18 protein-coding genes are annotated in these 18,362 nt (G+C 44.1%); 1 reads left to right on the forward strand and 17 read right to left on the reverse strand.

Annotation, left to right across the window (positions count from 1 at the left end):
* Window positions 1-25: 25 nt before the first annotated feature.
* The 11 genes from D8785_RS00675 to D8785_RS00735 all read right to left on the reverse strand — a co-directional run bounded on the left by D8785_RS00675 (window position 26) and on the right by D8785_RS00735 (window position 12,022).
* Window positions 26-682: a YpmS family protein gene (locus D8785_RS00675; protein ID WP_125374130.1), complete on the reverse strand. Its 657-nt coding sequence runs from the start codon at window positions 680-682 to the stop codon at window positions 26-28.
* Window positions 654-1,493 (reverse strand): SGNH/GDSL hydrolase family protein, encoded by an 840-nt coding sequence (locus tag D8785_RS00680; protein ID WP_125374131.1) that lies wholly within the window; start codon window positions 1,491-1,493, stop codon window positions 654-656. The genes D8785_RS00675 and D8785_RS00680 overlap by 29 nt, the downstream gene beginning before the upstream one ends.
* A 52-nt stretch (window positions 1,494-1,545) precedes the next feature.
* Window positions 1,546-2,814, reverse strand: coding sequence for a dihydroorotase (locus D8785_RS00685; protein ID WP_125374132.1), 1,269 nt, complete (start codon window positions 2,812-2,814; stop codon window positions 1,546-1,548).
* Between the two features lie 11 nt (window positions 2,815-2,825).
* Window positions 2,826-3,290, reverse strand: a complete 465-nt coding sequence (locus tag D8785_RS00690; RefSeq protein WP_125374133.1) for an NUDIX hydrolase — start codon at window positions 3,288-3,290, stop codon at window positions 2,826-2,828.
* Between the two features lie 19 nt (window positions 3,291-3,309).
* Window positions 3,310-3,966: a uracil-DNA glycosylase gene (locus D8785_RS00695; protein ID WP_125374134.1), complete on the reverse strand. Its 657-nt coding sequence runs from the start codon at window positions 3,964-3,966 to the stop codon at window positions 3,310-3,312.
* A 130-nt stretch (window positions 3,967-4,096) separates the two neighbouring features.
* Complete coding sequence (locus D8785_RS00700) at window positions 4,097-5,602, reverse strand: glycosyltransferase family 39 protein (RefSeq protein WP_125374135.1); 1,506 nt, start codon at window positions 5,600-5,602, stop codon at window positions 4,097-4,099.
* Between the two features lie 1,090 nt (window positions 5,603-6,692).
* A complete protein-coding gene (pyrE, locus tag D8785_RS00715; protein WP_125374136.1) occupies window positions 6,693-7,325 on the reverse strand; it encodes an orotate phosphoribosyltransferase in 633 nt (210 codons plus the stop codon).
* Between the two features lie 320 nt (window positions 7,326-7,645).
* Entirely contained in the window at window positions 7,646-8,338 is a 693-nt protein-coding gene (pyrF, locus tag D8785_RS00720; protein WP_023023089.1) for an orotidine-5'-phosphate decarboxylase, read from the reverse strand.
* A 375-nt stretch (window positions 8,339-8,713) separates the two neighbouring features.
* Window positions 8,714-9,652, reverse strand: coding sequence for a dihydroorotate dehydrogenase (locus D8785_RS00725; RefSeq protein WP_125374137.1), 939 nt, complete (start codon window positions 9,650-9,652; stop codon window positions 8,714-8,716).
* 9 nt (window positions 9,653-9,661) lie between these two features.
* Window positions 9,662-10,468 (reverse strand): dihydroorotate dehydrogenase electron transfer subunit, encoded by an 807-nt coding sequence (locus D8785_RS00730; protein ID WP_125374138.1) that lies wholly within the window; start codon window positions 10,466-10,468, stop codon window positions 9,662-9,664.
* Window positions 10,469-10,654: 186 nt separating this feature from the next.
* Entirely contained in the window at window positions 10,655-12,022 is a 1,368-nt protein-coding gene (locus tag D8785_RS00735) for a DUF6688 domain-containing protein (RefSeq protein WP_125374139.1), read from the reverse strand.
* Between the two features lie 142 nt (window positions 12,023-12,164).
* Between D8785_RS00735 and D8785_RS00740 the strand changes: the two genes are divergently transcribed.
* Entirely contained in the window at window positions 12,165-13,073 is a 909-nt protein-coding gene (locus D8785_RS00740; protein ID WP_048689847.1) for a LysR family transcriptional regulator, read from the forward strand.
* Window positions 13,074-13,143: 70 nt separating this feature from the next.
* Here D8785_RS00740 and D8785_RS00745 read toward each other — a convergent pair whose 3' ends face one another.
* The 6 genes from D8785_RS00745 to D8785_RS00770 form a co-directional block, all read right to left on the reverse strand.
* Complete coding sequence (locus tag D8785_RS00745; RefSeq protein WP_125374140.1) at window positions 13,144-13,875, reverse strand: NAD-dependent protein deacylase; 732 nt, start codon at window positions 13,873-13,875, stop codon at window positions 13,144-13,146.
* Entirely contained in the window at window positions 13,868-14,644 is a 777-nt protein-coding gene (locus tag D8785_RS00750) for a hypothetical protein (RefSeq protein ID WP_125374141.1), read from the reverse strand. Before D8785_RS00750 ends, D8785_RS00745 begins: the two co-directional genes overlap by 8 nt.
* On the reverse strand, window positions 14,644-15,354 hold the full coding sequence (deoD, locus tag D8785_RS00755) for a purine-nucleoside phosphorylase (protein ID WP_042507506.1): 711 nt from the start codon (window positions 15,352-15,354) through the stop codon (window positions 14,644-14,646). The genes D8785_RS00750 and deoD overlap by 1 nt, the downstream gene beginning before the upstream one ends.
* Window positions 15,355-15,709: 355 nt before the next feature.
* The gene (locus tag D8785_RS00760; protein WP_125374142.1) at window positions 15,710-16,990 is read right to left on the reverse strand and encodes a chloride channel protein; all 1,281 of its coding nucleotides are present in this window, start codon (window positions 16,988-16,990) and stop codon (window positions 15,710-15,712) included.
* Between the two features lie 5 nt (window positions 16,991-16,995).
* Window positions 16,996-17,805, reverse strand: a complete 810-nt coding sequence (locus D8785_RS00765; RefSeq protein WP_125374143.1) for a purine-nucleoside phosphorylase — start codon at window positions 17,803-17,805, stop codon at window positions 16,996-16,998.
* A 13-nt stretch (window positions 17,806-17,818) separates the two neighbouring features.
* Complete coding sequence (locus D8785_RS00770; RefSeq protein ID WP_125374144.1) at window positions 17,819-18,361, reverse strand: DUF1697 domain-containing protein; 543 nt, start codon at window positions 18,359-18,361, stop codon at window positions 17,819-17,821.
* Window position 18,362: the final 1 nt, after the last annotated feature.

Genomic DNA, 18,362 nt, shown 5'->3' on the forward strand with positions numbered 1-18,362 from the left:
ACTTTCTTGCTTTCGCCTCTTATTCTTATTTTTTTCTGTAGAGATCAAAGATGATTTGATCATTGTATAGATCAATAGTATTTGCTTTGACATAAAAATTCATCTCATTTTTGATCTTGGCAAGCTCGATCTTTATCGTCGCCTCTTTGCTATCAATGCTTACAAAGTCAGGTAAATCCTTGTTTGTAGATAGCATCTGCATCACGGTCTTCTTAGGAAGTTTCAAGGTCCCGACTGAAAAATCCTTGAGAGTCAAGAGGATGCTCCCATCCTCTAGCTTACTCGGCTGGAAATAGATATAGAGGGGGTACTCTTTTCCTAAAAAGTTCAGTTTCCCCTCTAGTAACATCTGTTGATTGTCTGCATAAAGTTGATAATCACTCAAATGATAACTTTTCAGCATGACCTTGATGGTTTCATTAAGCTGAGCTCTTGTCGTTGTCATACTGCCAATCTTGACATCTCCTTTTTGGCTAGGAGTCTGTAGTTGACGGACATCCTCTCGAACCGTTGAGAAGCGAGTCCATACGACTAGACTGGTTGCGAATAAGAAACTGACCAAACTAAGAAAGAGCCATTTCCAGATATTTATCGGAGTTTTCTCTCGTCTCTCCTTAAAATGAGGCCCTGTGGTGGGTGGTTTGACCTTCTTTTCACTCGAACCATTTTTTCTCAGTTGCATGTATTTTCTCCAGTACGGCTTCTTTTATAATTTCATATCCTGTATTATTGGGATGAAAACTATCCTCATCATACAAGGCATCGTTGGTCACAGTTTCTTTTCCTAATTCGCTCTCTGTCACCCCACTCTTACCATCAATGCCCTTATAGAGAAGGTCGTTGATCGGAACAAAATAGACGCCCTGATAAGCAGAGAGGGTCTCCTCCGTTCTTTGGTTCCATTGATCCACAAGCGTCTGCAATTCTGTCAAATCAGGAAAGTTGAGATACAAGGGATTATAGATCCCCACTACGTAAATAGGCAAATCAGGATTGTCCTTACGGGCCAATTCGATAATTTGTTTGAGATTTTTCACGTAAGTCTTAGACGGCTTATCAAAGCGATCCAGATCTAAGTTGCTGGTATCTTCAAGAATGGCCTTTCTCAGATCATTGCCCCCGACAGTGATGGTCAGTAACTGAGCCTGCTTCAAATCCTTTTGAATCTCCTTTTTCTCCTGCATACGTGTCAAAATTTGACTGCTGGTATTGCCAGATACACCATAGTTAATTGCTTTGAATTCAAGACCTGTTTCATTGGTCAAACTCTGAGCAAGAAGAGGAACAAAGCCTCCTTGATTGGTGCTATCTCCTACGCCTTTGGTCAAGGAATCCCCAATCGCTACATAGGTGACTGTCTTTTTTGGGACGCTTGCTGATGGTTTGGTCATCACTGGTTCTGCTGAAGGAAGGAGCCAATTGACCAGGAAAAAGCAGACCAGAAAAGTGACCAAACAATACAAGATCATTTCTAGTATTTTTTTACTATTCATATACTCCTCATTCGTCCAGCCTTTAATTTAGTTTTTTTGCTTATCTTTTAGTTCAGGCTTGGTAGACAATGTTCCCCTGGCAGATGGTATAAGCTACCTGTCCCTTGAGGGATTCTCCAACAAATGGGGAATTGGCTGCCTTGGAGGCAAAATGATCAGACACCAAACGGTCAGCCACGGGGTCAAAGATCACAATATCTGCTGGTCCACCAACTTCTAAATAGCCTGCTTCAAAGTGATAGAGTTTTGCAGGATTATAGGTCATTTTTTCTAAGAGCTCCATTAAACTAAGCTCTCCAGCTTGAACTAAATAGGTCAAACCAAGCGATAGAGAGGTTTCTAATCCTGTCATGCCGGAAGGAGCTTTGGTGATATCAGCCACGTTCTTTTCATCCACATGATGAGGCGCATGGTCCGTTGCGATCACAGAAATAACTCCTGACTTCAAGCCTTCGATCACTGCACGACGATCCTCTTCCCGACGAAGGGGAGGATTCATCTTGGCATTGCTTCCCTTAGACAGCAAAAGATCTTCTGTCTTAGAGAAATGCTGAGGAGCGACTTCTGCTGTTACAGGAGCGCCGATTGCTTGAGCAAACTCAACTACCTTAACACTTTCAGCTTTAGAAAGGTGCTGGATGTGGAGATGACCACCTGTCGCATGAGCAATCATGGCATCACGCGCTGCCATAGAGTATTCAGCTACACCTGTCGCTCCACAAACCTTGAAGTGTTCTCGGGCAATGTGCTCATTGAGTCCCAGGATGCCATTCAATTCTGGATCTTCTTCATGCAGACTAATAAAGGTACCTAGACGTTTGGCTTCTTCCAAAGCTTGACGAACTATTTTGGTACTTTGCAAAGGTATCCCATCATCAGAGAAACCGACAGCCCCAGCTTGTAACAAGCCTTCAAAGTCGGTCAAATGTTGGCCATCAAAGTTCTTGGTAACGGTCGCAACTGTCTTGACATGAATGGCTTCCTTGGCAGCAGAATCCAAGACTTCATTTAAGGTCTCAACATCCGAAATAGTTGGAGTGGTATTGGCCATCATGACGACTGTCGTAAAACCACCCGCCGCGGCTGCCAGAGCTCCAGTGTGAATATCTTCCTTGTGGGTCTGACCAGGTTCACGGAAGTGAACATGAATATCCACTAAACCTGGCGCTACCACCTTGCCACTTGCATCAATGACTTGGGCTTGCTCGTGAGAAAGAGATGGGCCTATTTCAACAATTTTGCCCTGATCTACCAAGAGATCACATACTTGATCCAAACCAGTTTTCGGATCCATGACACGACCATTTTTAATGACTAACATCTTCTACTCCTTTATTCATAGAAATCGACATGGGTCTCTAGTAAGCGATCCCCGTCATAGCGAAACATTGCTGAAAAGAAGGGTTTATCTTCCAAGAGCCACTCAACAAAAGTGTGGTCCCCCTCCCAAGTTGGTTTACTTAAGACTTGATCATAAGGCACCCACTCTAATGTCCCTTCGTTACACTCGATGAGCTCCCCTTCAAACTCGGTCACCTTAAAGACATAGGTGTACCAGTCCAGATCTGGAGTAAATTCAGGGAAGGTGATAATCCCTTTTAGAACCGGCTTAGCTTTCAGGCCCGTCTCTTCAAGGATTTCTCTAGCTGCACACTCTTGAGGAGTTTCTCCGCGTTCTAATTTTCCGCCAACTCCGATCCACTTGCCTTCATGGACATCGTTGGGCTTTTTATTGCGATGCAACATGAGAAATTCTTTCCCATTGTCGATATAACAAATCGTTGCTAATTGTGGCATCAGTTCTTCCTTCTATTTTCTAACTTCGCAACCAATCAATTGGCTCGCGTCCCACTTTTTCCAAAAACTGATTGGTTTTTGAAAAGGGTTGGGAACCAAAGAAACCGCGATAGGCCGACAAGGGGCTTGGGTGAGCTGATTCAAGGACCAAATGTCGATCGTGAATAATCAGAGGCTTTTTCTTACGAGCGTAAGATCCCCAAAGGATAAAGACGACTGGCTCTTCCAACTCATTAACCACCTTGATCACAGCATCTGTGAACGGCTCCCAAATTTGACCTGCATGGCCATTGGCCTGACCAGCAGGGACCGTCAAGCAAGCATTGAGCAAGAGGACCCCTTGCTCTGCCCATGGTGTCAAATCATGCGACCGCTTCTCACCAATGTCTGAGCGCAATTCTTTGAGAATATTCTGCAAAGAAGGCGGCGCTGGTACATAATCCGGGACAGAAAAACTTAAGCCTTGCGCTTGATCCGGTCCATGGTAGGGATCTTGACCTATGATCAAGACCTTGACCTGATCCATCTCCGTTGTCTGCAAGGCCTTAAAGACCTTATCACGCGGTGGATAGACCACTCCTTGGCTATAGACCTTATTCATAAAGTTATTAATCTGATGAAAATACCCTTCCGGAAGATGGGATTTGATGGCTTCATGCCAGGGGGAATGTTGCATGGAAACTCTCCGCTATCCAATAAATTCTTACCTTTCATTATACCACATTTGACAGAGATCCACTGGATAAAAAAGAGGCTGGACAAGTTTATTCAACCTCTGTTTCTGCTTGTTAAATAAGCGAGAGCTTTTAGGTGTTTTCTTTCTTGGGATATCCTGCCAGACCAATCGAAGCCACTAGCAAAATTTGCGGTAAGAATTGGATGAGGTAGCGGGTCTTCCCACCTTCAAAGATGGTTAAGAAGAGCAAACCACCAAAAACCGCTAAGGAAAGGAAATTAAAGTCATCCGTATCTCGTCGCTTGAGATAAGCCCCAAGCAAGCCAGCCGACAGGACGATCCAGATCAACTGCTTGATAAATTCATAATACTTGTACTGTGGACTATCCGTGCTGAGGAAATAGGTCCGCACCCATTTAGCCAGACCAATATTTTTGGTGAGTGATGTATAGAGAGGATTAATATAAGGCGTCTTCTCATACTTTACATCTCGGTAAAGCCAACCCAGGGTACCTTCTGCTACCGTCAAGGATTGCTTGTAATAGATGTGCCCGATCAAACCTAAAGGTCCATATTCAACAAGACGACGCTTGATTTCTTTAATGACATTTTCCTTCTTAAAAAGACCATTGTTGTAGTCTGAGCGCTTGTCCTCATCGATATAAACCAGCAACCCCTCTTTCATATCTTCTTGGTTATGACCCATATCCGTCAAGCCCAGATTGATAAACAATAGTGGTCCTTTAGCCAGCCCTTCTTCTTTCAGAATCGGCACGACCCTCTGATAATTGACCGCTGTATTCAAGCCTGCAAAGACAAATCCCATCGTCATCACTGTCACCGTAGTAATCTTGCCAAAAGCCTTCCAGTTTCCTCTGAAGAAGAGTACAGCCCAAAAGGCAATCATGACAATAATCGTCGTTGGACGGATCAACATAGTTACGCCAGATAAAATACCTAAACCAAACATCTTCTTCCAGGAGATCCCTGCTTGGTTTTCCTTTAAGAGATCCAAAGCCCACCACAATTGCAGAGCAATTAAAGGAAGTGGCGGAATGTCCGTATACATGGAATAGAAATAAGGCGAGTAACAGATCAAGCTCACATAAAAGAGATAGACTAGATCAGCTGCTTTTTGATTGAAATGCTTCTGAGACAGTTTGTACAAGAGAACAGCTCCCAGATTGACATAGAGCATATTGAGGGCCTGCATGACCCATAGACCGTTAGAGCCGAATAAAACATAGAAAAACTTTTCATATAGAAAGAGCGGAATGTTATTCGGATTGCGGCTGAGATAGTTGGTGATGGAAGATTGCTTGAGCAGCTCAAAAGCTCCCTTAAAAACCACCGCAGCATCCCGACGGATCAAAAGCTCCGCACAAACCATGACAATCAGCTGAAAGACGATTGCACCAAGCAGGAAGCCTTTCTTATGTCGGGTCAACCAAGCAATGGCTCTCTTTACCCCCTCGCGTTTCAACCAGCCTAGCAGAAATAGCAATCCAGCACCTAAAATGGCTAGCCATGAAATCTCTCTCAGATAGGTCACACTGATCAAGAACCAGTGGACCATCACTAGCAACATGATCCCATGAAGTATCCCAAATAGAATACGTTTACTTTTCGATAACATAGGACCATTATATCAAAAAAACAGCATTTCTGCTGTTTGTGACTGATACGAAATCATTTAAGTTGAGGAATTATCTTTATTATTTACGATCTTCCATGAAATCAAACTCAATTTCCCGATTGCCTTTGAATTCAAGACCTCTGTATAAGAGGATCACAATAATAAATAAAATCAATGCCAAAAACAAGCTAAAATGTTGTTCTTGTCGTTTACGTTTTTATAAGCCTTCACATAGACTAGCTACTGACAAATTCCCTAAAAAGAGTTCTTACTCTTCTCTTTTCAACCAATTTTCACGCTGTGCTTTTTCTGCTAAATCTTTTGCTTTATCGATATCCAATGAATTTGAATTCGAGGGGGTGTTGGATTCAATATCTTCTTGCAATTCTTGTAAGATTCGAGCATTCTTAGGGTCAAATTCGAAACGGTAGGGTCTGCTTTTGGCAGAGGACGATAGAACATAAAGAAACCTACAATGACAATCAGAAGAGCGGTAACCGATATGAGAAACCCTTTCTGGAAATCTTCAACAGGTATTTTAGTACCTTTCGTGGACAAGTCCTTCCACTCTGGGTGTTGCTCCTCAGCCGCTTTTTTAGCATTAAAAGCAGGTGTAATCAAGACTCGATTCATCAAGGTGATTGAACCCAGGGACATCAGCAAAAACGGAATATGGCGTTATTGACTGCTGATCACTAAACTTCCACCTGTAATAGCAATCAAGCTGATGAGGATATTAACGGTAAACCAAACTCTCGCCTGCTTTTTCGTTTCCAAATACTTTTCTTTTGTCATGTGCTTCTCCCTTAAGATCGCTTATATCTTAAAACAATTACCATTATCATACAGGATTTTCTATGTATTTCAAGTTAGCTAACAACTAGTGAAAAGGGGATAAAAATGAAGAGAGTGGGACAGAAATCGGTCATTCGTTAGAATTCGATTTCGTCGTCCCACCTCCGCACAGTTGAGTAGGGCTATAAAAGCTGATGAAATCAGCGTAATAGAGCCCACTCAACCACTGCGTCTGGCTCGACAATCCAAAGACAATTGAGAGGCTAGGACTTTTGTCCCAGCCTCTTCAGTAATATTATTTGTCTTGCCAAGTTTCTTGGTTTTCCTTGAAACGGCGCAACATTTCCAAACCTTCAGAGGTAATATAACCTTGTTCTTCTGCCAAATGGATCAATTCTGTATAGTTAGACAAGGTTTCGAGTTGAACACCAGCTTCTGCAAATTTCTTATCTGCCTTCTCCAATTGGTAGGTGAAGATAGCCACCACACCAAGGACATCTGCTCCTTCACGTTTCGCAGCGGCAACAGCATCCAAGACAGATCCACCAGTAGAAATCAAATCTTCAACCACCACCATCTTTTGACCTTGCGGTACACGGCCTTCGATTTGGTTACCAGCACCATGATCTTTTGGTTTGCTACGAATGTAGGCAAAAGGCAAGTTCATCTTGTCGGCAATAATAGCCCCATGAGGAATCCCCGCAGTTGCTGTTCCTGCGATCACTTCTACTTCAGGAAAAGCTTCTTTGATTTTGTCCACAAATCCATTCTCAATCAAGGTACGAGTTTCAGGATAAGCGAGGGTCACACGGTTGTCTGTATAAATAGGGGACTTGATCCCAGAAGCCCAAGTAAAAGGCTCTTCCGGTTTCAAATAAACAGCTTCAATTTTTAGAAGATGGCTGGCAATATCTTTAGCTAATGACATAATAACTCCTTTTTACGATTTTAATCGAATACGAATTAAATCAGAAATAGTTTCAAACAATAACAGTATAAGTTAGTGAATGCGTTAGGGGAGGTCCCATCGGACTTTTCAGAGTTCCGACACTTCATTGGAAGAAACAATAATTATCTCTTCTGAAATTTGGTTAACTCGTTAGAGAATATCCTATCGGACTTTTTAGAATTCCGACACTTCGTTGAAAGAAACGATAATTTTCTTTCAACGAAGTTAGTGAATGGTTTAGGGAAGGCCCTATAGGGCTTCCCGTAGAAGGTCTTAGAAGCACAGCTTCTTAGACCTTCTTAACTATTCCACTGTCTCTTAATCTCATGGTAAGCATCCCATGGATTTTCTGCTTGGATGATCGGACGTCCAACGACAATGTAGTCTGAACCGATGGCGTGGGCTTCTTGTGGGGTCATGACCCGTTTTTGGTCACCAATTTCTGCTCCCGCAGGACGGATACCTGGGGTTACACAAACAAACTCTTCTGATGTAGCCTTCTTGATCAAATCAACTTCATGGGCTGAACAAACGACTCCGTCCAAACCAGCTTCTTGCGCCTTACGAGCATAATTGACTACTGATTCTTGGACAGTGGTTTGGATGTTTTGGCAATCACGCATGTCTTCTTCACTGGTAGAAGTCAACTGAGTAACCGCCACCAACTTGGCCCCTGGCCCAAGTGCTTTTTTAGCTTCGCGCATCATCTCTACACCGCCGGCCGCATGAACTGTCACCATATCCACACCAAAGGTGCCAAGGACAGACATAGCTGACTTAACCGTATTTGGGATGTCGTGCAATTTTAAATCCAAGAAAATACTGTGGCCACGACCTTTCAGATAGTGGACAATTTCTGGTCCGACTGCATAGAAAAATTCCATTCCGATTTTTACAAAAAGTTTTTCATCTTCTGGGAAATGTTCTAAAAAGTTTTTGACATCTTCAAAAGCCGGAAAGTCAAGGGCGATGATGGGACGTTCTTCACGCATGGGTTTCTCCTTTTAATGGGTGACATTTTTTCCACAAAAAAACCTTGCCCGAGGCAAGGTTACACGAAAATTAGGTAGTATCTACCCTGATTCACCGTCTAGACCTTAGGAGCCTCTCTGGACTGCTTTAAAGGTTTTTCTACATTGTAGTACGATATGAAAGAAAAGTCAAGGAATAATCATAAAACGTTCGGATTCAGTCTGTCTTTTTTCTATTTCAACTTGGTACCTTCTGGAACATGTTAAATTCTTGACAAATAATCAATTTTCCTGTAAGATATTAGCTATGCTGAGTAAGGGGTTGTTAAAGTTGTTACTTACTCAGTAGCCTGTTGGGGTTGTAGCCAACAGGCATTTTTTGTTATCTGATGATCCTTATATTAGATTGTCCCGGACATGTTTTCGTAAATTCTCCAAACTATCAACACCATATTTATCCATAACTTGTGGCAGGTCTTCGATGATCGTTGGACAAGCATAAGGATCGGTGAAATTGGCAGTGCCGACACCAATCGCAGAAGCACCCGCAATCATCATTTCAATCGCTGCTTCTGCTGAGTCCACGCCACCCATTCCAATGATTGGCAGGTTAGTGGATTGGGCTACTTGGCGGATGAGTTTCAAGGCCACTGGGAAGATAGCCGGTCCTGACATGCCTCCCGTCCCATTGGCAATAATGGGCTTACCAGTCTTGAGGTCAAAGCGCATCCCGACCAAGGTATTGATCATGGTTAAGCCACTAGCACCCGCATCTTCGGCAGCCTTGGCTACCTGGGTGATATCTGCTACGCTCGGGGTCAGCTTGACATAGACTGGGACAGACGAAGCCTCTACTGCTGCTTTAACGGCATCATAGGCCAACTCAGGAACCTGACCGATCAAAAGCCCGTTATTCCCATGGTCCACATTGGGACAAGAGATATTGAGCTCGATGGCTTTAACATTTGGTGCCTGGGAGATTTTTCTAGAAACCGTCGCATACTCTTCATTGGAGAAGCCAGCTACGTTGGCGATAATCGGTAGATCTGGATAATGCTGTGCCAACCAAGCGAGTTTCTCTGCTAGGACCACGTCTACGCCTGGATTTTGGAGACCAATGGCATTGAGCATGCCTGCAGGAGTCTCAGCGACACGAGGTGTGGGATTTCCAAAGCGAGCCTCAGCGGTCGTTGCCTTGATCATAATGGATCCAAGAAGATCCAAATCATAGTATTTAGCGTATTCCTGACCAAAGCCAAAACAGCCAGATGCAGGAATAATGGGATTTTTCAAGTCTAATCCTGGTAAGGATACGGCTAGTCGATTTGCTGTCATATGGTCCTCCTACATCACAATCGTACCGGTTTCAAAGACTGGACCGTCTTCACACACGCGCTTATTGGCTGCTTGGCCTGCATTTTCCAGATGAACGACACAGGCATAGCAAGCCCCCATCCCACAGGCCATACGAGACTCCATAGAAATATAGGCACGAGGGTGATCATGGAATTTGGTATTCACATATTTGAGCATGCCAGGCGCCCCACAAGAATAGATGGCATCAAACTCCTGGTCCATCTGATCAACGATGGTTGAAACATACCCCTTGATACCATAAGTTCCATCGTCAGTTGTAATAGCGACTTGCCCATACTGTTTCAACTCTTCTTCGAGGATAACCGCTTCTTTAGTAGCAAATCCAAGGACAGAATGAACTTCTACTCCTTGCTCATGCAGCTGTTTAGCCACTTGGACCAAGGGAGGTACTCCAATCCCGCCACCGATGATCAAGGCACGCGCCCCTTGACCAAGCTCCTTTAAGTCAAAGCCATTTCCTTGAGGACCCATGACGCTTAGGAAACTACCAATAGGCAGCTGAGAAAAGATGGCCGTTCCGCCTCCTTCTACCCGATAGATGAGGCGACAGGTATGGCTGTCTGGATCAATCTCTGAGATAGAAATGGGACGACGAAGGAGCTTAGAGTCATCCGGTACACGGATATGGAGAAACTGCCCAGCTAGCATCTGCTCGACCATTTCCCCCTTTAAGACCATTGAAAAAATCCGTGGCGCAATCTCTTCTTGAGCGATTAACTCCATGTCTTCCATCATGATTTTTCCAAACCGTTTTTTACAGCTGTCACTGACCATTGGTTTCCTCTTCTTTCTTCCAACAAAAAAGACCTCGCAAAAGCAAGGTCCTACAAATGATCAGCTAGACTCAGTCCGCTGATCTTTTTTTCTGTCTTTCCTTGCAGGCCTCTCTGGACCCCTTAAAGGTTAAATTTGTCTCATTATATCGCGCTACTAGATGCTTGTCAAGTAGAAATCGACGACTTAAGAAGCTTTCTTGGGGTCAAAATCCTCTGGTACCGGCGGGATATACTGCAAAGCGATGCGATTCTCAGGCTTGTGATCAACTAGATAAAGTACCAGTAAAAAGACCCATTCCAGAGGCTTCATCAGATAGTAAATGACATCCATAGCCCATTTCTTCTTGATATGTTTAGCAAAAGGATAGCCATAGCGGTCATAATTGCGACGTAAGAAGCGATGGAAACGTGGCATCTTTTCTTCCAGTACTTGCTCAAAGGCATTGGCAATGCAGAGCTGGCGATTGACGACCACTGGATGACCATGCCGGACTCCCATCCGCTGGGGCTTGACCACCTTTTCATGGCCACCTGCTGCGACCGTACAGAGATAATGCTCATCTATGATAAGATTCTGAGGAGGAATCTTTTCCGAGAAAGTCCAATCTGCCGTATTGGTCCAGGCCTTGACCAAGCTATCAGGTCGCTGACCAAAAAGCATCAGAACCATGACCAATACAGCTAACAAGGGAAGGGCAAAGACGACCGCCAGCCAAGGCCAGTGTTTGGATTGGTGGAGGATGGTGTGAAAGCGCTGGAGAATGGGATTGTCATAGACCCTACTTGGATCAGACTCGCCCTCCCACTCCTTCATCCTGGTCCTTAAGAGACTAATGGAATAAACTAACCAGAAAACCGTGTGACAACCGATGACTTGCAACTGGATGTCAAACAATCCTACCAGCACCAAACCCATCAATATCCCACTGATACAAAAGATATTCAAAAGTGGAGACAAGGAATTGGCATCCCGGTAGGAATAAATGACCAGAGCCAAGAGGGAAATAAGAGCCAAGGTAATGATAGTTGGCAGAGCCTCTGTCCAAATCATGGTATGCTTCTGCTCATTGATGAGCTGCTGGGTCCAATCATAACCCGTTAAATCTTTTACCAGATAGATCAGGAAGGATTCTAGGATACTGCCAAAGACTCCTATCCAAAGGATCACAAAGTATTTGCGATTGTTGACCCTTCGTTTAATTTTTTCCTCTTCTTTCTCGTCATAGACACCGACCAGCTCCTTTTCCAAGGTCTGGGCCTGTATCGTAGACCATCTAGAAATAACATACAGAATCACAAAGATATTGGGAACAAAATAACTGACCCCTAGGGCATGAACCAGAATTGTAACACTGTAAACTGCAACTCCAAAAATAGCATTCCAGAAACCCAAAGATTGGATATTTCCTGGCAAGCTCCCGACAATTAGAAAAGCAGACAAACTAATAAATATCAGGAAGTTGGTCATAAAGTTCATCTTTAATACACTGGCTAAAAATTTAGTCTCCAGTTCCTGGTTCCATTTTTTGTACCAGTTAGCAATTTTTTTCATAAGGCCTCCAAAGCTTATCTTTTCCATCATTCTACCAAGGTGTTAACATTCCTTCAATTCTAAACCTGATTTATAGGGAAAAATCCTTCTAGAGACTGATACCAGCTAGGATTTTCTGCGAAAAGTATGTTAAAATATAAGCATGAGAATCCAACAATTACATTACATTATCAAAATCGTCGAAACAGGCTCTATGAATGAGGCGTCCAAGCAACTCTTCATTACCCAGCCAAGTTTGTCTAATGCTGTGCGGGACTTGGAAAAAGAAATGGGGATTGACATCTTCATTCGTAATCCCAAAGGTATCACTCTGACCAAGGATGGGATGGAGTTCCTTTCTTATGCCCGTCAAGTCGTGGAGCAGACCCAACTCTTAGAAGAACGCTATAAAAATCCAGTAGCCAATCGGGAGCTCTTTAGCGTATCCTCCCAGCACTATGCCTTCGTGGTCGAAGCCTTCGTCTCTCTCCTCAAGAAAAGCGATATGGAGAAATACGAGCTCTTCCTACGGGAGACCAGAACCTGGGAAATCATTGATGACGTCAAGAACTTCCGTAGTGAGATTGGTGTCCTCTTCCTCAATGGATACAACCGGGATGTCCTCTCTAAAATGCTGGATGATAGCCACCTTAAGGCAACCCACCTCTTCACTGCCCAACCTCACATCTTCGTCAGCAAGACCAATCCTCTAGCTAACAAGGAAGTGGTCAAGCTAGAAGACCTAGAAGACTTCCCTTATCTCAGCTATGACCAAGGGACCCACAACTCCTTCTACTTCTCTGAAGAGATCCTCTCCCAAGAGCATCACAAAAAATCCATCGTGGTCAGTGACCGTGCCACCCTCTTTAATCTCTTGATTGGTCTGGATGGCTACACCATTGCGACCGGTATCCTCAATAGCAACCTCAACGGAGATAATATCGTCTCCATCCCGCTAGATATCGACGACCCAATCGAGCTGGTCTACATCCAACACGAGAAAGCTAGCCTCTCTAAGATGGGTGAAAAATTTATCGAATACTTACTTGAGGAAGTCCAATTTGATAAATAACAATTAGCCATCTCCACAAGCACAATAAAACACCTGAAACAGTGGATTTCCACTTCTTTCAGGTGTTCTTTTATTGTTTCAATTGAGAAAAGACATGCCCGATTTTTCCTTCAATAACCAGGTCTGCCTGTTTGTCTTGCGGGATACTGGTTTTGTTGATTACAACAAGATTCTTCCCTTGGAAATATTGAATCAAGCTGGCTGCTGGATAGACCACAAGGGAGGTCCCTCCGATGATGAGAAGGTCAGCCTCTTGGATAGCTCGAGCTGCTTGGCTAAAGACGTCCATATCAAGGGCTTCCTCGTAGAGAGTCACATACGGCTTGATCACCTTGCCACAGTCGAGGCAAAGAGGAATAGTCCCTGCCAAAGCTAGAAAGGCCTCCAGATCATAAAAGCGCTGGCAACCCGTACAGTAATTGCGATCGGCACTACCATGGAGTTTCAAGACTTTTTTAGATCCTGCCATCTCATGGAGACTATCAATATTTTGCGTCACCACTGCCTTGAGCTTACCGGTCTCTTCAAGACGCGCAAGATAACGATGGGCTGCATTAGGCTTGGCATCTGGATAGAGTAGGTATTTCTTATAAAAGTCGAAAAAATCCTCTGGATAGCGCTCAAACATGGTATGAGAGACCAATTGCTCAGCCGTAAAATGACGACCCAAGGTGACGCTATAGACGCCATCTGAGCTACGAAAATCGGGAATATTGGACTCTGTAGAGACACCTGCTCCACCAAAGAAGACAATATTCTGACTACGGTCAATCACGTCCTGCAACTCTTTTAGTTTATCCATGTCTTCCTCCATACAAGAGAGCCTCGATAAGGGCATTGGCCTGGTCAAAATAAAAAGGTTCTCGTTGATAAATGATCCCCGTCTTCTGGGCCAAGCTCACTAAGAGCTCCATAAAATGTTGAGAAGAGAAACCTGTCGTCCGGTGCAATTCTTCCTCATCAAAGGGTTTGATCAAGTGGGCCAAAGGATTGCGGACGGATTTTTCTAACTCCCGCAGTTGCTTGGCCACATCCTTAGTGGAATCTGGCAAGTCTAAGAGCAAGATCAACTCCGTCAAACTGGACGAATTAACTGCACTCTCGCTATGGAAATTCTGCAAGGCTGGATGGTCAGATGACCGAATTTTGTCAAACTTCCAATGGTCATAGCTAGACTCCTTGGAGTTGTGAATGTAGTCTGTAATATCAGGGATCTGCATTTCAATCAAGCGCATAAAAATCCGGTAAATGGCAGGACTCACCGCACGAATGAAGTCAATCATCTGATCGTTGCGGAGCTTGGCTTCTAAGTCATAAAGGTAGTTGGCCAACTGTTCCTCTTCTGGATCCTCATGCCAAAAAAGCTGAAAACCAGTCGCTTCTAGCAACTCGGTTCTCAACTTTAGGTTCATGATTGGTTGAATATTGAGCTCTCGACGCTCGGCCATTAAGTCCAATAAGGCCAAGACCAGCTCCGGAACTTCCTTCTGCTTCTTAGCAGAGCGGAGGGCCCGACCATACTGGTAGGTCTGAAGGTCGTAAAGCCACTCATCATGAAGGTATTCTGTCATTAGTCTGCGATCAAGGTTTCAAGACCAACTTTCATCATATCTGTGAAAGTGTTTTGACGTTCTTCAGCTGTAGTGTCTTCTTCTGGATTAACCAAACTATCTGAAATAGTCATGATAGCAAGGGCATCAACATGGTGTTGAGCAGCAAGATAGTAAAGCGCTGCCGCTTCCATTTCTACAGCTTTTACGCCCCATTTACCAAGCTCTAAGTTCTTTTCAAAGTAGTTTGAATAAAAGACATCAGATGACAAGACATTGCCGACGTGCGTAGTCATGCCAAGGTCTTTGGCAATGTGATAGGCTTTATCTAACAAATCAAAGCTAGCGATTTGTGGGAAATCATACATAGGCCAGTCATTGCGGATGATGTTTGAGTTGGTAGCTGCTGCTTGGGCCAAGACCAATTCACGGACATGGACATCGCCATTCAAAGAACCAGCGGTACCCACACGGATGAGCTTTTTGACACCGTAGTCTACGATCAACTCACGAGCATAGATAGAGATGGATGGCATCCCCATTCCAGTACCCATGACAGATACCCGGTGACCCTTGTAGGTACCCGTGTAACCAAACATGTTCCGAACTTCGTTGAAGCAAACAGCGTCTTCTAAAAAGTTCTCAGCGATAAATTTCGCACGAAGAGGATCCCCAGGAAGGAGAATTTTATCAGCAATTTCACCTTGCTTAGCAGCAATATGGATAGACATGTTTAAGATATAAAGGGCGACAGAGAACAAAGGAAAAATAGGAAACTGACGACGCATCGTAGATGCTAGGCAGTTTATCTTTTTTGCACAGTTCTCCGCCCGTATTCAGTTCAGCGAATACGGTTAACCCTTCCTTTCTGTGTGTATTTTTTTTAGAAAAGCTGTCCGCTCATGTTCAAATCTGAACGCATGCTCTAGCTTCCTGTTTTTTCTCATAGGTCAAGCCACAAGATCCTGAGATTCGATTTGAACCCCAGACCAACCTGCCCTAGTTTGTATACATCAATTATACCATAAGAAGATAGGATTCATCTAATTGATAGGTTAAAAGGCCAGTATGTAATTCTTCCGACCCTTAACCATCTTCTGACGCTCTCACTTTTCTTCTGCTCAAACCTTTCCATGAAACCCGATCCAAGGCCTTTCCAAGTGCATGAGCTAGAAAAGCGGTTAGTAAAAGATAAGGCAGAGCTTCTAGCCCTTGACCCGTAAAGCCGATTACTAGCCCTGTAGCAGAAAAGGGAGCATTTAGGGTCACGGTCAAAAAGCAAACAGCGCCAATCAGTAGTAGGGTAGATAGACCCTCAAATCCAAAAGCTAGAGTTATAAGTGACGCTCCTGCCATCCCTAGTGCAAATGAAGGTGTCAAAGTCCCTCCGTAAGCTCCCGCCCAGAGAGTAAGCAAAACGACGAGTGCTTTTAGGACAAATAAGACTAATGCCGTCTTCCATGAAATGCCATTGATGACCTCCTGAGCGACCATTCGTCCATTTCCTAGAAGGTGAGGGAATTTCTGAGCTAGGCCAGCTAAGAAAAGAAATGCCAGTGGAAGAGTCAGGAAAATACGCTGGTCTTTGATTCGATGAGCAGTGGCTTGCTTGGTCAAGCGCGCAAAGCCATAAGCTAGAGGTGTTAAGACCAAGACTAAGATCGGAATCACCCACAATACCTGTAGTGACCAAGTCGTAACCGGCATCTTATAGAGTGCATGATCTGAAATCACCCAACCTGCTAGATAAGCAGCTATATAGGTCGTGACCCCAGCTAGGACAAAGCGTTTAAATGAAAATGCAATGCCTAAGGTTTCAAATATAAAAAACACACTCGTTAATGGGACTTGGTAAACCGCAGCTAATCCTGCTCCCGCCCCACAAGCGATTAGGAAAATACGATCTGTCAGAGATAGGTCAAAACCTTTCGCAAGACGACCTGCCAACAAGGCGCCAATCTCTCGGGGCGCTCCTTCTTTTCCAATAGGGGCCCCAGCTCCTACGACAACGATTTGCCAGCTAGAATGGAGCAACTGTTTCCAGATATGAAGGGTGGGACGAGCATCCTCCACCTTCATCTGACCCTTGATGGAGAGGAGCTTCCCTTTTCGTTGTAAGAAATACCAGACTAAGGCCGAGGTAAGACCTACAATTAGTAAACTGATCCCTATCCGATAAGGAGGAACTCCATCCGTCAAAAAGTCAGACTGATGCTCTGATTGACCAAAGGCCAATCCTTCCACTAATTCTAAAAGGAAATGAAGAAAAATACCCGCTAAACCCGAAACAAGCCCTAGCAGACAAGCTGCTAGGACCATTTTCATTTTATAGGGAATTACTTGAAGGGATATCACAATTCTTTCCATGTTTTTTACAATTCAGCAAGAATCGCTTTAAGCAAGCCTTTGAAGTCTCCTTTAACGCGCTCAGTGACTTCTACCACTTCTTCATGGTTGAGCTCTTCTTGGAAACCAGCCGCAAAGTTGGTAATACATGAAATCCCAAGAACCTTCAAGCCAGAGTGAGCCGCAATGATGACTTCAGGAACGGTTGACATTCCGACAGCATCAGCGCCAAGTGTCTTGTACGCACGGATTTCAGCTGGAGTTTCGTAGGTAGGACCTGTCACACCAATATAAACTCCATCATCCAATTTGATGCCAAGTTTGTCAGCTACTTTGTGGGCGATTTCGCGGTAGGCTGGAGTGTAAGCTTTCGACATATCAGGGAAACGAGGACCAAAGTCATCCAAGTTTTCACCGATCAATGGGTTTTGACCTGTCATGTTGATGTGGTCAGTGATAGCCATCAAGGTACCAGGACCGAAGCCGATACCACCTGCAGCGTTGGTTACAAGAACCCCTTCACATCCTAACACTTTCATGACACGAACTGGGAAAGTCACCACTTCCAATGGGTTTCCTTCGTAGAAGTGGAAACGACCTTGAAGGGCCAAGACTTTACGTCCAGCAAGATCACCATAAACCAATTTACCAGCGTGTCCGACCACTGTTGATTGACCCCAGTTTGGAATGTCAGCATAGTCTACTACGACTGCATTTTCGATTTCTTCAGCCAATTCTCCAAGACCTGATCCAAGGATCAAACCGAATTCAGGAGCTTCGATTCCTTTGCCCTTCAAAAATGCTGCTGTTTCATTGATTTTTGCTAATAATGTCATTGTGTATCTCCTTTTATTTCTTAAGTAATGTACCAATTTTGTCAAAGGTATTAGCGTTACGAATAGTGATCTGGCGATAGAAAGGCATCTTCATCAGATGTTTATGGTAGGCGGTTTTAGCATAGCTGTCTTCTGAGAATTTCCCCCAGAAAACCGCTGTTTTGCCAAAATGTAGCACTTCATCTCCTAGCTTCAAAGCAAGCAGCTTCTCTTCTACAGATTCCCTATCCAAACCCTCCGTATAAAAGAGCACATCCTTGCGAGCCATTTCATCTGTCCACCATTCCGGTAGGTTTGCACATTCCTCTTCGTAGTCTTCACGACTCAGGAGAGAAAAGCGCTGAATGAAGGGATAGTGGTGCTCAAAGAAAGTCGACAGGCACTCTACTAACTCAGAGCGAGAAAGATCCGTTGTAAAAAAGATGTTGCCACTGTTGATGTAGGTTTCCACTTGGCCGAGCCCTAACTCTGTCATTTCCTGACGGAGTTGAGCCATGACCACCTTGTTCTTGCCGCCAACATTGATTCCTCTTACGAGTAAGGCAAAATGCGTCATC

This window comes from Streptococcus australis (assembly GCF_003943615.1).
Classification (GTDB): Bacteria; Bacillota; Bacilli; order Lactobacillales; family Streptococcaceae; genus Streptococcus; species Streptococcus australis_C.

Excerpts from the sequence above, each read along its gene's own strand:
- D8785_RS00675 (WP_125374130.1), bottom strand. The coding sequence starts at position 682 with ATGCAACTGAGAAAAAATGGTTCGAGTGAAAAGAAGGTCAAACCACCC.
- pyrE (WP_125374136.1), bottom strand. The coding sequence starts at position 7,325 with ATGTCATTAGCTAAAGATATTGCCAGCCATCTTCTAAAAATTGAAGCT.
- D8785_RS00765 (WP_125374143.1), bottom strand. The coding sequence starts at position 17,805 with ATGACATTATTAGCAAAAATCAATGAAACAGCAGCATTTTTGAAGGGC.
- D8785_RS00750 (WP_125374141.1), bottom strand. The coding sequence starts at position 14,644 with ATGACAGAATACCTTCATGATGAGTGGCTTTACGACCTTCAGACCTAC.
- pyrF (WP_023023089.1), bottom strand. The coding sequence starts at position 8,338 with ATGCGTGAAGAACGTCCCATCATCGCCCTTGACTTTCCGGCTTTTGAA.
- D8785_RS00770 (WP_125374144.1), bottom strand. The coding sequence starts at position 18,361 with ATGACGCATTTTGCCTTACTCGTAAGAGGAATCAATGTTGGCGGCAAG.
- D8785_RS00730 (WP_125374138.1), bottom strand. The coding sequence starts at position 10,468 with ATGGTCAGTGACAGCTGTAAAAAACGGTTTGGAAAAATCATGATGGAA.
- D8785_RS00745 (WP_125374140.1), bottom strand. The coding sequence starts at position 13,875 with ATGGATAAACTAAAAGAGTTGCAGGACGTGATTGACCGTAGTCAGAAT.
- D8785_RS00700 (WP_125374135.1), bottom strand. The coding sequence starts at position 5,602 with ATGTTATCGAAAAGTAAACGTATTCTATTTGGGATACTTCATGGGATC.
- D8785_RS00685 (WP_125374132.1), bottom strand. The coding sequence starts at position 2,814 with ATGTTAGTCATTAAAAATGGTCGTGTCATGGATCCGAAAACTGGTTTG.
- D8785_RS00690 (WP_125374133.1), bottom strand. The coding sequence starts at position 3,290 with ATGCCACAATTAGCAACGATTTGTTATATCGACAATGGGAAAGAATTT.
- D8785_RS00725 (WP_125374137.1), bottom strand. The coding sequence starts at position 9,652 with ATGACAGCAAATCGACTAGCCGTATCCTTACCAGGATTAGACTTGAAA.
- D8785_RS00680 (WP_125374131.1), bottom strand. The coding sequence starts at position 1,493 with ATGAATAGTAAAAAAATACTAGAAATGATCTTGTATTGTTTGGTCACT.
- deoD (WP_042507506.1), bottom strand. The coding sequence starts at position 15,354 with ATGTCTATCCATATTGCTGCTAAGCAAGGTGAAATTGCTGATAAAATT.
- D8785_RS00760 (WP_125374142.1), bottom strand. The coding sequence starts at position 16,990 with ATGGAAAGAATTGTGATATCCCTTCAAGTAATTCCCTATAAAATGAAA.
- D8785_RS00695 (WP_125374134.1), bottom strand. The coding sequence starts at position 3,966 with ATGCAACATTCCCCCTGGCATGAAGCCATCAAATCCCATCTTCCGGAA.
- D8785_RS00735 (WP_125374139.1), bottom strand. The coding sequence starts at position 12,022 with ATGAAAAAAATTGCTAACTGGTACAAAAAATGGAACCAGGAACTGGAG.
- D8785_RS00740 (WP_048689847.1), top strand. The coding sequence starts at position 12,165 with ATGAGAATCCAACAATTACATTACATTATCAAAATCGTCGAAACAGGC.